12 protein-coding genes and 1 pseudogene are annotated in these 15,171 nt (G+C 51.6%); 4 read left to right on the top strand and 9 right to left on the bottom strand.

What is annotated here, in order from left to right:
- Positions 1-5: 5 nt before the first annotated feature.
- The 9 genes and pseudogenes from HV314_RS17565 to glmS form a co-directional block, all read right to left on the bottom strand.
- A complete protein-coding gene (locus tag HV314_RS17565; RefSeq protein ID WP_016152300.1) occupies positions 6-1,658 on the bottom strand; it encodes a class I fumarate hydratase in 1,653 nt (550 codons plus the stop codon).
- A gap of 58 nt (positions 1,659-1,716) precedes the next feature.
- Positions 1,717-2,718: a glutaminase A gene (gene glsA / locus HV314_RS17560; protein ID WP_016152301.1), complete on the bottom strand. Its 1,002-nt coding sequence runs from the start codon at positions 2,716-2,718 to the stop codon at positions 1,717-1,719.
- A gap of 148 nt (positions 2,719-2,866) precedes the next feature.
- Positions 2,867-4,148: pseudogene (locus HV314_RS17555) on the bottom strand (dicarboxylate/amino acid:cation symporter); the annotation flags it as partial.
- Positions 4,149-4,316: 168 nt separating this feature from the next.
- The gene (locus HV314_RS17550) at positions 4,317-4,634 is read right to left on the bottom strand and encodes a DUF4387 domain-containing protein (protein ID WP_181546310.1); all 318 of its coding nucleotides are present in this window, start codon (positions 4,632-4,634) and stop codon (positions 4,317-4,319) included.
- On the bottom strand, positions 4,631-6,001 hold the full coding sequence (locus HV314_RS17545; RefSeq protein ID WP_016156013.1) for an acyclic terpene utilization AtuA family protein: 1,371 nt from the start codon (positions 5,999-6,001) through the stop codon (positions 4,631-4,633). The genes HV314_RS17550 and HV314_RS17545 overlap by 4 nt, the downstream gene beginning before the upstream one ends.
- Before the next feature lie 3 nt (positions 6,002-6,004).
- Positions 6,005-7,246: a methylaspartate ammonia-lyase gene (locus tag HV314_RS17540; protein ID WP_016152305.1), complete on the bottom strand. Its 1,242-nt coding sequence runs from the start codon at positions 7,244-7,246 to the stop codon at positions 6,005-6,007.
- Positions 7,246-8,691, bottom strand: coding sequence for a methylaspartate mutase subunit E (locus tag HV314_RS17535; RefSeq protein WP_016152306.1), 1,446 nt, complete (start codon positions 8,689-8,691; stop codon positions 7,246-7,248). Before HV314_RS17535 ends, HV314_RS17540 begins: the two co-directional genes overlap by 1 nt.
- 18 nt (positions 8,692-8,709) lie before the next feature.
- On the bottom strand, positions 8,710-10,098 hold the full coding sequence (gene glmL / locus HV314_RS17530) for a methylaspartate mutase accessory protein GlmL (RefSeq protein ID WP_016156015.1): 1,389 nt from the start codon (positions 10,096-10,098) through the stop codon (positions 8,710-8,712).
- Positions 10,098-10,547, bottom strand: a complete 450-nt coding sequence (gene glmS / locus HV314_RS17525; protein ID WP_181546308.1) for a methylaspartate mutase subunit S — start codon at positions 10,545-10,547, stop codon at positions 10,098-10,100. The genes glmL and glmS overlap by 1 nt, the downstream gene beginning before the upstream one ends.
- A 1,217-nt stretch (positions 10,548-11,764) precedes the next feature.
- On the opposite strand from glmS, the gene cydA reads away from it, so the two are divergent.
- The 4 genes from cydA to ybgE are packed head-to-tail and all read left to right on the top strand — an operon-like array spanning position 11,765 to position 14,909.
- A complete protein-coding gene (cydA, locus tag HV314_RS17520) occupies positions 11,765-13,333 on the top strand; it encodes a cytochrome ubiquinol oxidase subunit I (protein ID WP_016152309.1) in 1,569 nt (522 codons plus the stop codon).
- Positions 13,334-13,348: 15 nt separating this feature from the next.
- Positions 13,349-14,488, top strand: coding sequence for a cytochrome d ubiquinol oxidase subunit II (gene cydB / locus HV314_RS17515; RefSeq protein ID WP_016152310.1), 1,140 nt, complete (start codon positions 13,349-13,351; stop codon positions 14,486-14,488).
- A gap of 14 nt (positions 14,489-14,502) precedes the next feature.
- Positions 14,503-14,616 carry a cytochrome bd-I oxidase subunit CydX gene (gene cydX / locus HV314_RS17510; RefSeq protein WP_003022970.1) on the top strand — a complete coding sequence of 38 codons (114 nt, stop codon included), beginning with the start codon at positions 14,503-14,505 and terminating at the stop codon, positions 14,614-14,616.
- Entirely contained in the window at positions 14,616-14,909 is a 294-nt protein-coding gene (gene ybgE / locus HV314_RS17505) for a cyd operon protein YbgE (protein WP_016152311.1), read from the top strand. The genes cydX and ybgE overlap by 1 nt, the downstream gene beginning before the upstream one ends.
- Positions 14,910-15,171: the final 262 nt, after the last annotated feature.

Below are 15,171 nucleotides of genomic sequence, written 5' to 3'. Positions count from 1 at the left end.
ACTCCTTAATGTCCTGCCGGACAGGTTGCGCAGCGATGCTGCTGCTCAAACTGGCTAAAGAAGTTATTGCCTTTGTCATCCACTAATACGAAGGCCGGCATATTTTTAACTTCCATCATCCACACCGCTTCCATTCCCAGCTCGGGATATTCAAGGCAGTGCAGGCTCTTCACGTACTGCTGCGCCAACAAGGCTGCGGCGCCGCCAATGCTGCCGAGGTTAAAACCACCATGTTTGCGACACGCATCCGTGACTTGCGCGCTGCGGTTGCCTTTCGACAACATGATCAGACTGCCGCCCGCGGCCTGGAAAGCATCGACGTAACCGTCCATGCGCCCGCCGGTTGTAGGACCGAGCGAACCGCAGGCCAGATTACTGGGGGTTTTAGCCGGGCCCGCGTAATAGACGATATGGTTTTTCATGTAATCTGGCATCGGTTCGCCGTTATCCAGGCGCTCTTTGATTTTGGCATGCGCGATATCGCGAGCCACAACAATCGGGCCGTTTAACGATAAACGCGTCCCAATTGGCAGAGTGGTGAGATCCTGCAGGATCTCGCGCAGCGGACGATTCAGATCCAGTTGTACGGTCTGAGCGCCATTTTCCACCCGCTGCGAATCGGGAATAAATTTGCCCGGATTATGCTCGAGTTTTTCCAGCCAGATTCCGTGTTTGTTGATTTTGGCCTTGATGTTGCGGTCGGCTGAGCAGGAGAGAGCCATGGCGATAGGGCAGGAGCCGCCGTGGCGTGGCAGGCGGATCACCCGGATATCGTGGGCAAAGTATTTGCCGCCAAACTGCGCACCGATGCCAAACTCGCGGCTGGCGTTAAGCAGCTCGGCTTCCAGCGCCGTATCGCGGAATGCCTGACCCAGTTCGTTCCCGCTGGTGGGCAGGTTATCGTAATATTTAGTTGAAGCCAGTTTAGCAACTTTCAGCGTCTGGTCGGCGGACAAGCCTCCAACGACGAAAGCGATGTGATACGGCGGGCAGGCGGCTGTACCCAGTGATTTCATTTTTTCGATCAGAAACGCGGTGAGCTTTTCCGGCTGCAGAATAGATTTGGTTTCCTGGAACAGCGCCGCTTTGTTAGCAGAGCCGCCGCCTTTGTTGACGAACAGGAAACGGTATTCGTTACCCGGCGTGGCGCTGATGTCGATTTGCGCCGGCAGGTTAGTCTGGGTATTGACCTCGGTATACATGTCCAGCGGGGCATTTTGCGAGTAACGCAGGTTGTTTTCGGTGAAGGTGGTGTACACGCCTTTGCTTAATGCTTCTGCGTCATCGCCGCCAGTCCAGACATGCTGTCCTTTGCAGGCCACAATGGTTGCCGTCCCGGTATCCTGGCAGTTGGGCAGGACGCCTTTGGCCGAAACCTCAGCATTGCGTAGCAGTTGCAATGCGACGTACTTATCGTTACTGCTGGCCTGCGGATCGTGCAGAATGCTGGCTATCTGTTTTAAATGTCCGGCGCGCAGGAAAAATGAAGCCTCATAAAATGCCTGCTGGGCTAATAAGGTTAGCGCTTCTGGCGCAACCTTAATCACTTCCTCTCCGTCTAACTCCGTTACCGCAACGTGCTGGTTACTCAGTAATTCATATTCGGTATTATCTTTACTCTGAACAAAGAGTTCCTGCCAGACAAATGGTTTAGACATGTTTACATCTCACCTTTTAGTTAATATGTCGGATGGCGCTCACGCCATCCGTAATTGCTTAATGCGCTAAAAAGACATTGGCTTTTGTCGCTTCGGCGACATATTCGATCGTTTTCTGGGCGCGAACGCTGTTACCGGCTTCATCCAGCGGCGGAGAATAGACGGCAATCGCATATTCGCCCGGGACAACGGCGACCATGCCGCCGCCGACGCCGCTTTTTGCCGGGATGCCCACGGTGTAGAGCCATTTACCGCTGCCGTCGTATAGTCCGGCAATCGCCATTTCTGCCAGCACCTGCGGAACATATTTTTCATTCAGCAACTGCTTGCCGTTGAATGGAGATTTGCCTTTGTTCGCCAGTACCGCCCCCATTTTGGCCAGTTGCTCAACGGTGATATCCACCGAGCACTGACGGGTATAAATTTCGACAGCTTCGTCGGTATTGCCATAGAAGCTGTTATAGGACTCCATCAGCTTCGCCAGTGCCTGATTGTGCTGGTTGGTTTCCATCTCGGATTTAAAGACCGGCTCATTAACCGTGAGCGTGGCGTCGGCCCAGACGTTCAGGTTGTCGAGGATTTTGTTCCAGCGATCGGTTTTGTCTTTGGCTTCAATCAGGCTAACGGTGCTCATCGCCCCGGCGTTTACCAGCGGGTTCTCAGGTGCGCCTTTGGTCAGCTCAACCGCTAAACCGGAGTTGAAGGGCATGCCAGTGGCATTGGCCCCGAGTTTGTCCAGCACCACCTGAGGGCCGTGCTGTTCCATGGCGAGCGCCATGGTGAAGACTTTGCTCAGGGATTCCATGGGGAAGGGTTTGTTAACATCGCCAACCTGGTAGATCTTGCCGTCCACCGTGGCAATGGTTATGGCAAAGTTATTCGGACTGTAGGTCGCCAGAGCAGGGATGTAGTCGGCGACTTTTCCATCGTGGTTACTTTTATATTTTTGATGTGCCTGGTCGATAAGCTTTGCGTAATCCGGCGTGGTTTGCGCGAGAGTCGTTGCGCTGAACAAAACGCTGAAGGAAAAAATACTCACGCCGAGAAGAGTTTTAGTCATGGTGCAATCCTGTTGGTGTACTCATCATGGTGCCGGATGGCGGTGTACCGCCTTATCCGGCCAACGGATAGTGAAACGTTATGCAGGCCGGATAAGCGCAAGCGCCATCCGGCAATAACGTCGTATCAGGACAACGCGACTTCTGTTTCGGTAACCGGACGTTCTTGTTCCGGGGTCTTCACTGGTGCAGTGCCACGACAACCCTGGCCGAAGTGTTCACCTTCCCAGCGACCTACAATGGCAGCACCCATTGCGTTACTCATGACGTTGGTAGCAGAACGACCCATATCGAGGAACGGATCGACGCCCATCAACAGGATCAGACCGGCTTCAGGAATGTTGAACTGGTTCAGGGTTGCGGCGATAACCACCATTGATGCACGCGGTACGCCCGCCATCCCTTTAGAGGTCAGCATCAGGATTAACAGCATGGTAATTTGCTCGCCCATGCTCAGCTCAATGTTGCACGCCTGAGCAATAAAGACGGTGGCAAATGAGCAGTACGCCATGGAGCCGACCAGGTTAAAGGAGTAACCGATAGGCAGAACGAAGCTGGCGATTTTTGAAGAAACGCCGAATTTTTCCAGCTTGTCCAGGGTGCCAGGGAAGGCGGCTTCTGAGCTGGAGGTAGTAAAGGCCAGCAGTGCAGGCTCGAGGATTGATTTGGTCAAACGCGCGATGCAAGGCCCGACTATCATGGTTGACAGGCCAATCAGGATTGCCCACAGCATACCCAGGGTCAGATAGAATTCACCCATGAAGATCCCGGCGCTGACCATTACACCCAGACCACGTTCGGCAATCAGACCAGAAATAGCGGCAAAAACGGTCAATGGTGCAAACAGCATGACGTAGCCCGTCAGCTTCAGCATCACGTGTACCAGTGAATCCAGAACCTTCACGATAGGCTCGGCTTTTTCACCAATCGCGGCCAGGCTGCAACCGAGGAAAATTGAGAACACCACGATCTGCAGAATTTCGTTACGCGCCATCGCATCGACAATACTGGTCGGTACCGCGTGCGAGATAAACACTTTCAGCGTGAATGGCTCTGACTTAACGGCGGCAACAGCCCCGACGTCATGTGGCACGAAGTTGATCCCCGCGCCTGGCTGGAAGATGTTAACGATAACCAGACCCAGTGCAATTGACACCAGAGAGGCGCAAATAAACAGGAAGAAGGTTTTCGAAAATATACGTCCCAGCGTTTTGGCATCGCCCATTTTGGCAATACCAACAACCAGAGTTGAAATAACCAATGGCGCGATAATCATTTTTACCATGCGTAAGAATATGGTGGTAAAAATAGAAATATCTGCTGCATAGGATTTTGCGGTTTCAGCCGCGGCCATATTATTTATGGCCACCCCGGCAATCATGCCGAGTATCAGGCCTAATATGATCATCTTCGTTAAACTTATTTTCTTCATGTGTACTCCATCGGATAAAGGCTGGTAATTGGAATTGTGTAGGGTGGCGTGCGCCTGAGCCTGGACAGCAGCTCAGACGCACGCCTGTTGTGACCAACCGCATGAATAATTCGAAGCACTGTGATACCGCTGAATTCTGTGCTCCAATGGTTGTTATTGTGTTTTTTGTTACAAGTCGAACTCAATACTTAATAATGGAGCGTGTTGCTGAGCACCATAAACATCATTATCACCGACGTTGCCGGAAATAATATCGCGCGGCATGACGATTTTTACGGCATTCGCCGGATCGAACCACACGATATTGTGAATGAAGTCAGGTTCAACATTATATAAACTGGCAATGAGCTGCGGTGTTAATTGCTCGCAGGCTTTTACCCGCTGATAGTCTTCCCTGGTTTTAAATAAAATATCTAAAACCAGTTCGTACGGTCCGGCGTTTTTGGAGCGAATAACCTGCGCCAGTGAACAAATTGAGTATTTCATGCCTGAACTCCTTCTGGCGTCACCTGTTCAATGTGGAAATCAAATCGCAGCGCATCGCTCGCTTCAATCAGGTGATAGATCGAGAACTCATACACCGGTCCACTTTGAATATCAGATGGCGAGAACGGGAAGGCGAGGTTGCCCGCAGTCGCAATGCGATTTTCATAGCCGTAGTGCAGCAGGGTAGAGCGTACCAGCGAGCAAACGCTGTTGGCGATATCCTGCGTCGGCGCAACGACATCCAGTAAAATCCCCAGCTCATGACCGGCGGTTTTCATCGGTTCATGGTTGCCCATCACACCGTTCTTACCATACAGGTGGAACGTCATGCGGATACTGTCGTCATTCAGTGAGAGGTTACGCGCCACGCTTGCCTGTACCTCTTCGAGAATGGTGTCAATCCCGGCAATCATAATTGGGTCGCGCGTTCCGGCGATGGTCAGGCAACGGAAGCCAACCTGACGCGCGCCTTCCAGTTTCAACGCATACGGTGTTTCTTCATGACGTGAACCACTGACATACACTTCGCCCTCGTTAACCTGGGTAAAGGTGCACGCTTTCAGGTTCAGCACGCCGCCTGGTCCTGGCAGGAAGTACGGATCGGACTTCTCATACAGGGTGTGCGCCGCAGCGGAAGTTTCAGTGAACTTACGCTTGGGATTGAACGCCTTCAGCGTAAAGCCGTTGTCATCAATGATCCCCATCGCACAATCTGAGCCGGAGCCAGGGGTGGCGGCAATGGCAGCACACTCAAGGATCTTCCCGCAATGGAGTGCCAGACCTTCATCAAAGCCCTGCATTATTGGCAGCGCGGCGAAGCAGGCCGGATCGTAGGCACGTCCGCCCAGAACCACCTGCGCGCCAGCTTCGAGCGCACGCTGAAAAGGCTCGACGCCCATCTGCGCGACAATGTAGGTGCTCTCTTCAATTGCATCGTGAGTCAGTTCAGGCACAAAATCGAGCGCGGTGATTTTGCCGTTATCCAGCGCCTGATGAACGATTTCTTTGTCGACATCAGACGGGATTAACGCCATTGAGAAGGACAGTTTTTCTTCCTGTGCGATCTCATGGATTATCTGGCGACACCACTCCAGATGTGGAGCTGCGCCAGAACCACCGGCCGTGCCGATCACTACCGGGATGTTGTTCTTCACGCCTGCCACGATCATATAGCGCAGATCGCGTTTCACACCGGCCCGGTCGGTAAAGGGTTTACCCGCCCCCAGATAGTGGGGGCCTGGATCGGAGGAACCTGCGTCAACAGCAATAAGATCCGGTGACTCTTCCATGGCTTTACGAAAACTTTCTTCCGGGAAGCCATAACCCAGGATAGCCGTAGGCGATAAGATCTTAAATGTGCGTGCCATCTCTTAATCCTTAGTTTGCAACAGCGCGATGGTGCGGTTCATTTCGTTAAACACGATGTTGAGACCTTCATCGAAACCCATACCCGGCTTGATCAGCATGCGCATTGGACGCGCAGCCAGCGCGACGTGTACGCAGGTACGCGCACTGATTTCCGTTTCGTTACAGGTACCGCCCTGATAGGCTTCCATTCCGTGTTTGTTGCAATACAGCACCGCATCGACGATGTTGTGAATACCGCCCAGATCCGGGGTCTTGATCTGCACCATGTGGCAACTGCCCGCGTCGGTGAAGTCCACGATATCCTGATAGGTGTTACACCATTCATCCGCAACAATTTTCACGCCGGAACCCAGACGGGTAAGCTCCTGAGTGATCTCGGTGAGCATGCGGATCTGATCCGGCTTGTTACCGGCATCTACCGGGCCTTCAATGTACAGCGGCAGGCCTTGAGCTTCGGCTTCCAGGCTGGCGATGTATTCGGCGCAACGCACCGGATCCATATCGAAGATCAGACCGATGGTGCCGTAGACATCAATATGCAGCGTCGGGTGATAGGTTTCGTTGGTGCGCAGGCTCAGGATGCGGTTTGATAACCAGCGGACGTACTCACGCAGTTTTTCGCCTTTGAAGCCCAGCTTCTCTTCTACGTTATTGATCAGCGCATGCGGCAGGACGTCCACACCTTTGAGGATCATCTTGTCGACGGCGATATAACGGTCGTCGCCGCTCTGGCCAAATAATGGAATGGCTTCCGGGACGCACGGCAGTTGCCATTCATCACAAACCACTTCTGCTTTCAGACGACCGGTAGCCAGTGCCGCCGCGTCGAGCAGCGCCTGAGACAGACCATAACGTACGGCGGTATGCAGCAGATGGCCGTCAATACGCAGTTCGTCAAAGAAACGGGCGTTGGTCAGGAACGAATCAACGTCGCGGCCTTCCAGCAGCGGTTTGATGTGATCGTTAAGGAACGGAATGAAGTTTTCAGCCAGGAACAGCGGATCGCGTCCACCTGCACCTGAATATTGCACTGCTGCACAATCGCCCACCGCTACCGCGCCGTTTTCCAGAATCAGCTGTACGGATACGCATTCACCCGCCTGACGAACAGACGTAAATCCAGGCGTTACCGGAGCGCCGGTATAGATAAACCCGTCATGACCGGCGCCGTTTTTGATGGCCTGCTGATCGTCAAAATAAAATGAGGAGTAGCCAGCTGTGAAAAGGGCCTGTTTAATTTTCATTATGGTCTTCCTATTAATTTACTGTGGGATACGGCGTTGATGTCATCAATGACCATCTGGAAAGAAGGCTTGCGGCCTTCGAAATGCGCGCGCTCTGCGACGTAGTCGTGGTGCAGGGCGAGAATGTCTTTCGGCAGCGGAACGGAGCCGGCTTCGAGAATACGGATGGCGCCTGTGTTATCGCGAACAGGCAGGATCTTACCGGCGTTACAGGCGGCAGGCGCGAAAGGTACATCCAGTACGCCTGCTTCAAAGGCCAGCACCGTACCGCGCGCAATGTCGCCATTGCCCAGTTCGAAGACTTTCTTCAGCACCGCGCGGACTTCGCTCTTAATCAGATCAACTTCCTGCTCCACGGCAGCGCACTGCGGGAATTTCTGGTCGCTGACCATGTTGAGCATCTGGCGCGAAGCTTTCAGACCCTGGGCGTTCGCTGCCGCCGTTGGGATACCGAACGCTTCGTGCGGGCTTTTGGTGATCACTTTGGTGGCACCTGACATACCGGCAACCGCTGCGCCCCAGGCGATAACGGAGAAGGCTTTTGCTTCATCTTCCGGGAATCCGCCCATCCACTGGTGGAAAACGGTACTCAGTTCATAATCGTCAAAGCCGTGGTTATGGAAATATTCGTGGGAAAGTTCGCGCAGCGCCTGAATCGCTGCAATATCCTGCGTTAGGCTACCGACCTGGCCGTAGCCAACGGTAATTGACTTCACGCCTTGTTCCAGAGCCAAAAGACCTTCGATAATCGCCACCGAGTGGGACATAAATGGCGGGATCAGGGTGCCGGTCAGTGGGCCAAATGGTTCACGGTTGATACGAATACCGTTCTCTTCGTACAGGCCCATCAGGCGGTCGCAGTACTGCCAGTCGCGGATGGATTTTTCCAGAGTGACACGTTTAGCGTAAGGAATGTTGTAGGAGATGCCGCCGCCTTCGTAGCTGGTAAAGCCACTGGCCATGGCGATTTCTGCCAGCAGGCGCGCATCCGGCGTGCCGTGACGAACCTGGATCGGTTTTTCCAGCGCTTCAGTCATACGACGGCAGGCAGCAACCCCGTGATTGACGACCGGTAAACCATTCAGCTTGGAAGTACCTGCTTCGATAGATTTCTGGATCCCGACAGCGGCTTCTTCATAGCGGTTCAGACGGGTATAGGCATCGATCGTACTCGGCAGGAGGTCGCACTCTTCCTGCAATGTTTTGAGCAGCGCAATATGCTCATCCATTAATGCTACGCCTGCGCGCGGCTGGCTCAGGGTTTTCCCTTCCTGATCGGCCTTCAGCAGAGCAAGGGAGAAGCGCTTTTTATCCGGAATTGATTGCTGGTACTTCACGCCATCTTCGAAGTTCTCTACGTCTTTGCCGGTTTCCCAGGTTTGTAATACCTGATGCCTTTCGGTCATGAATTCGTCATGGGTCAATTTTTTATTTCGAAGTTCCATTCGTAGCTGCCTTAAGTTTTATAGGGTTAAACACTGAATGCTGGTGCGAGCAGCGGCTTGCGGGTACAGCCTGGCGACGTTTGCCAGTAGCGGGAGCAGGCCATTTGAATCGCGGTAATACTCAAACTGATTCGGTAACAAAATTCTTTTACCCTGGTCGTCCAGCTCCCGGTATTTGAGCCAGTTATGGATATCGAACTGGCTGGCGCGAGAGAGCCATCCCCCTGAACCGACGACTTTGCGTACGGTGGTGAGATCGCGACCCATCTGTAAATCCACGTTACCCACGCAGGTGCAAACCTGCTTTTTAGTGCCCGCGTGGCGCTCAGCGGCATAGCCCACGCACAAACCTGCCAGCAGGGTGTCGAAATACTTCTCCTCCTCGCTGAGCGGCAGGTAATCCGGTTGCCCAACCAGATGACGCAGGTAGCGGTAAAACGCTTCCTCGCGCTGCGGTTGTTGGGCGAAGATGACTTTCACCATATCCTGCGTGCTTTCTCCCACCACGACGGCGGAAACGCGCATTCCCAGGTCGCCTTCAACGGTACGTTTGACGAACGGTTCAGGAACACCATGCAGGACGGTATCGGGGGAGAGGGTATTCGCGCTGGCCGAATAGACATCCGTGGTGGCTCCGCCCATATCAATCAGCATGAATTCCTTCCATGCGCTGTCGTAATCGCTAATGGCTTTGACTAACTCATATACCGTCCATGGCGTCGGCATTGGCTCTTCGCCGGTTTCGCCGACGATGACGTCCAGACCTTTACCTTTGACAATGCGTGACAAGAACACATCGCAAATCGCCTGGCGCGCGGCAAACGGATTCGGGTGATCGAGGTCAGGCAGAATGTTGTCTACCGTGGTCAGATCTTTATGTCCCAGAATCGTTTGTATTTCGTCCTGAATGTCCCGGTTTCCGGCGTAGATAATGGCGCAATCAAGCGTTGAGCCTGCCAGCGCATGCGCATTCGCCAGGCCGTAGCTTTCTTCGCCACCGTCTGTACCACCGGTAAACAACAGAATGTCTGGCGGTGATGATTCCAGCTCCTGGATGTCATGCCGGTTCAGTTTGTACGAATAATATTGCGCGATTTTCGCTCCTGCCGAATGGGCTGTAACTTTTGCTGATTCCAGCGTAATGGAAGGCACCAGCCCCATTGCTGCAACGGCGAGTCCACCCTTGGCCGAGGAGGAGTATTTCAACTGCACTTCACCACTTTTCAGTAACGGGCGAGCATCGGCAACGTTCAGCACCTGATTCAGGCTGGCAAAAAAACCGTCTGCCAGATGATGTGTGGTGGTTGGGGTCAGGACATGGTTTACCAGGGTTAATTCCTCGCCTTCATGGGCAAAGAGGGCAGCCTTGGTCCATGTCGAGCCGATATCGACAGAAACTGTTTGCATCAGACAGCCTCTTCCAGGCAACGCTGCTCGAGGCCATTGTGTTGGCGAATATCATTGGTGATAAGCGCGCAGACATCTTCCAGGTCGTGGCTCGGTGCGAAGACGCGGTTAAAACCCATCTCCTTAAACTTCACTTCCACATCGCCGAAGTCATGTTTACCAACTACCAGGTTGCCACCGACGTACAGCAGAATGTCGCCGAGGCCGCGTTCGATGCAGCGCTCACGTAACCCGAGGCAGTCAATGTCGCCATGACCGTAGATAGAGGACACCACGATGGCATCGGCGCCTGTTTCAATCGCGGCATCAATATATTCATCCTGGCTCACCATCACCCCGAGGTTGATTACGTGAAAATCATGAGCAGTAAAAACGCGATCCAGAACTTTATTACCTACTGCATGGCAGTCAGCACCGATGACGCCAATAACAAGTGTAGATTTCTTCATGGGTAATCCTCTGTAGGGCTGATGGTCAATAAGTGAAAATTATTTTCTAATATTTAGAACATGGTTTGTGACAACCTCTTAATAGGGTCGGAGTTTCTGTGTAAGCGGAAAAGGAAGCAATTGATCTATTTTCAAAATATCCTGCGCAAAATGATTGTTATATTTTTTATTTGTAAAAACCCTTGTTTATCAGGTTGTTGCGTTTTGTCTTTGCGGCTTTTTTTAATTTACCAGGAAAATGACGAATAAATGACTTGCCATGTTTGTGATCGAAATCTTATTTTGTTGTGCGCCTCATTTATGCGTCATTTTTAATAATTTAAAAAATTATCTTTACTAAATAACTTGTGAACGGGATAACGGTTTTTTATTTTTTAATCTTATATGACATAATTATATTTTGTTAAATTTAAGATAAAAATGATAATGAATTGTTTGTGGCATATTTAAACGTTGCCACATAAGAGAAAAAGAGAAGTGAGTGATAACTTTCAGTGATGCTTTAAGCGAAACGCCTGCGCTGTGCTGAGGACGTCAAACCCAATGCGTCTGTCAATGAGGGACGCTTTCGCTTCCATTTGAGATAGTTACATCTTGGTGTTAATTATAAGTAAAATTTAAATGAATAATTTGTATGGAATAACAATTCCATGACTTGCTAAACAAAAAACTGTGAGCTACCCAGCAATAGTGACTCTTTATCTGCTGGCAATTCTGTCAATCGGGCGGGTTAAAAGATCGTGTAGATTTAAATAAATATCCTATCATTTGTAGTAACGGCAATTACTCATTGAAAAACATACCGTTAACATGGCGTTCACTAGTCGCCTGACTGTTAAACACTATTAACATTAAATTTGAAAATTGATTTAAATCAATGTTTAAAACTTGGTAAACAGCCTCAAAAGAGGTTAAATTGCTGCAGATCAAATTTGTCTGAAAGTGATAAATTAGCTATAAATTGATCACTATCGAAAAATGCAAATTTACCTCGATAAAAACCTGTTTATTGTAAGGATTTTACGGCGTAATATAATTGCGGGATCAATTTGAGTGTTTTATTAACATGTTTGTAACCTTTCATCATTGTCCTTTCTTCAATTGAGAAGAAAGAGCAGCGGCGGAGGGAAGCAGATAAATTTGTATTGGGGCATGCGTGTGACCCTTTCTAACGGGGTTCACTCTCGGAGTCTTCATGCGATGAGCAAGGAGTCATGATGTTAGATATAGTCGAACTGTCGCGCTTACAGTTTGCCTTGACCGCGATGTACCACTTCCTGTTTGTGCCACTGACGCTAGGTATGGCGTTCTTGCTGGCCATCATGGAAACGGTCTACGTCCTTTCCGGCAAACAGATTTATAAAGATATGACCAAGTTCTGGGGCAAGTTGTTTGGTATCAACTTCGCTCTGGGTGTGGCAACCGGTCTGACCATGGAGTTCCAGTTCGGGACTAACTGGTCTTACTACTCCCACTATGTAGGGGATATTTTCGGTGCGCCGCTGGCGATCGAAGGTTTGATGGCCTTCTTCCTCGAATCCACCTTTGTAGGTCTGTTCTTCTTCGGCTGGGACCGTTTGGGTAAAGTCCAGCATATGTGCGTCACCTGGCTGGTGGCTCTGGGTTCTAACCTGTCCGCACTGTGGATTCTGGTTGCGAACGGCTGGATGCAAAACCCAATCGCCGCGGATTTCAACTTTGAAACCATGCGCATGGAGATGCTGAGCTTCTCTGAACTGGTGCTCAACCCGGTAGCACAGGTGAAATTTGTTCACACTGTGGCATCTGGTTATGTTTGTGGCGCGATGTTCGTTCTGGGGATCAGCTCCTACTATATGCTGCGCGGTCGTGACTTCGCGTTTGCTAAACGTTCTTTTGCAATCGCCGCCAGCTTTGGTATGGCTGCTATTCTGTCTGTTATCGTTCTGGGTGATGAATCCGGTTACGAAATGGGCGACGTGCAGAAAACCAAACTCGCTGCTATTGAAGCGGAATGGGAAACGCAGCCTGCACCGGCTTCCTTTACCCTGTTCGGTATTCCGGACCAGGATGCGCAGGAAAACCATTTTGCGATTCAAATTCCTTATGCGCTGGGCATCATTGCCACCCGCTCTGTTGATACACCGGTCATTGGTCTGAAAGACCTGATGGTGCAGCACGAAGAGCGCATCCGTAACGGGATGAAGGCGTATCAACTGCTGGAAGAACTGCGTGCAGGAACTACCGATCAGGCCGTTCGCGACCAGTTCAACAGCATGAAGAAAGACCTGGGTTATGGTCTGCTGCTGAAACGCTATACGGATAACGTCACCGACGCGACCGAAGCGCAAATTCAGCAGGCAACGAAAGATTCTATTCCTCGCGTTGCGCCGCTCTACTTCGCTTTCCGTATTATGGTGGCGTGCGGCATTCTGATGCTGGCAATCATCGCAGTGTCCTTCTGGACCGTGATTCGTAACCGTATCGGTGAGAAAAAATGGCTGCTGCGCACCGCGCTGTATGCGATTCCTCTACCGTGGATTGCCATTGAATCCGGTTGGTTTGTTGCAGAGTATGGCCGCCAACCGTGGGCGATTGGTGAAGTGTTACCAACAGCCGTAGCGAACTCTTCGCTGACCGCTGGCGACCTCATCTTCTCGATGCTGTTGATTTGCGGCCTGTATACCCTGTTCCTGGTGGCTGAACTGTATCTGATGTTCAAGTTCGCACGCCTTGGGCCGAGTAGCCTGAAAACCGGTCGTTATCACTACGAGCAGTCCACTGTGACTTCTCAGCCGGCACGCTAAGACAGGAGTCGTCAAATGATCGATTATGAAGTATTGCGTTTTATCTGGTGGCTGCTGGTTGGCATTCTGCTGATTGGTTTCGCGGTCACTGATGGCTTCGACATGGGGGTGGGCATGCTCACCCGTTTCCTCGGTCGTAATGATACCGAGCGTCGAATTATGATTAACTCCATCGCCCCGCACTGGGACGGTAACCAGGTTTGGCTCATCACCGCGGGTGGCGCACTGTTCGCTGCCTGGCCGATGGTGTATGCCGCTGCGTTCTCCGGTTTCTATGTGGCGATGATCCTGGTACTGGCGTCTTTGTTCTTCCGTCCGGTCGGTTTTGATTACCGCTCCAAGATTGAAGACATGCGCTGGCGCAACATGTGGGACTGGGGCATCTTCATTGGTAGCTTCGTTCCACCGCTGGTTATTGGCGTGGCGTTCGGCAACCTGCTGCAAGGGGTTCCGTTCCACGTAGACGACTACATGCGTTTGTACTACACCGGTAACTTCTTCCAGTTGCTGAATCCGTTTGGTCTGCTGGCGGGTGTCGTGAGTGTTGGGATGATCATCACCCAGGGCGCGACCTATCTGCAGATGCGTACGGTAGGTGAACTGCATCTACGTGCGCGTGCAACGTCGCAGGTTGCGGCACTGGTCACTATGGTCTGCTTCGCGCTGGCTGGTGTGTGGGTGATTTACGGTATTGACGGTTATGTTGTGACCTCAGCACTGGATCATCATGCCGCCTCTAACCCGCTGACCAAAGAAGTGGCTCGCGTGGCTGGCGCATGGATGGTGAACTTTAACAATGCACCTATTCTGTGGCTGGTTCCTGCACTGGGCGTGGTTCTGCCGCTGTTGACCATCCTGACTTCTCGTATGGAGAAAGGGGCATGGGCGTTCGTCTTCTCTTCACTGACGTTAGCCTGCATCATCCTGACGGCTGGTATCGCAATGTTCCCGTTTGTGATGCCATCCAGCACCATGATGAACGCAAGTCTGACCATGTGGGATGCAACGTCCAGCCAGCTGACGCTGAATCTGATGACGTATGTAGCTTGTGTGTTCGTTCCGATCATTCTGCTGTACACCGGCTGGTGTTACTGGAAGATGTTCGGTCGCATCACCAAAGAAGATATTGAAAGCAACACCCACTCTCTGTACTAAGTAAGGAGCTTAAAATGTGGTATTTCGCATGGATTTTGGGAACGCTTCTTGCCTGTGCATTTGGGATAATCACAGCGCTGGCGCTTGAGCACGTTGAATCAGGCAAAGCCGGACAAGAAGATAGCTGATGACCAACATTATCGCGATGCAGTATAACGCGATGGATAAGCGCCCCTTGCGGGCGCTTTCCTTTGTGCTGGCAATCGTGTTGGCTGGCTGCATATTCTGGGATCCGTCACGTTTCGCGGCCAAAACCAGTGAGCTGGAAATCTGGCATGGTCTCCTGCTGATGTGGGCGGTCTGCGCAGGCATCATTCACGGCGTTGGTTTTCGTCCTCGCGCCGTACACTGGCAGGGCATTTTCTGCCCGCTAATCGCAGATATCGTCCTGGTTGTTGGTCTGATTTTCTTCTTCTTTTGAATAAGAAACATCCTTAAATATTTATGGGCTTGCATAAGCCCATAAATTTTTACTCTCCGTTTACTTTCCCCCATTCCAAACCACCATTCCCGCGCGTATAGTAGCGAAGTTTGAAAGCATTAACCTAAGGTTGTGCCCTGGAGTTGTGTGCGGTGGCGACACTGGACCATCAGGACGCAACTTAATTGCATTACCGGGATGTAAAGTGAATACAGCGCGATATACAACGACATTCTTGAAGCATCGCGGCGGCAAGAACGCG

Origin of the sequence: Citrobacter sp. RHBSTW-00887 (assembly GCF_013728095.1) — a bacterium.
Taxonomy (GTDB): Bacteria; Pseudomonadota; Gammaproteobacteria; order Enterobacterales; family Enterobacteriaceae; genus Citrobacter; species Citrobacter braakii.
Note: the sequence above shows the minus strand (reverse complement) of the source record. Positions and strands in the feature narration are given on the sequence as shown.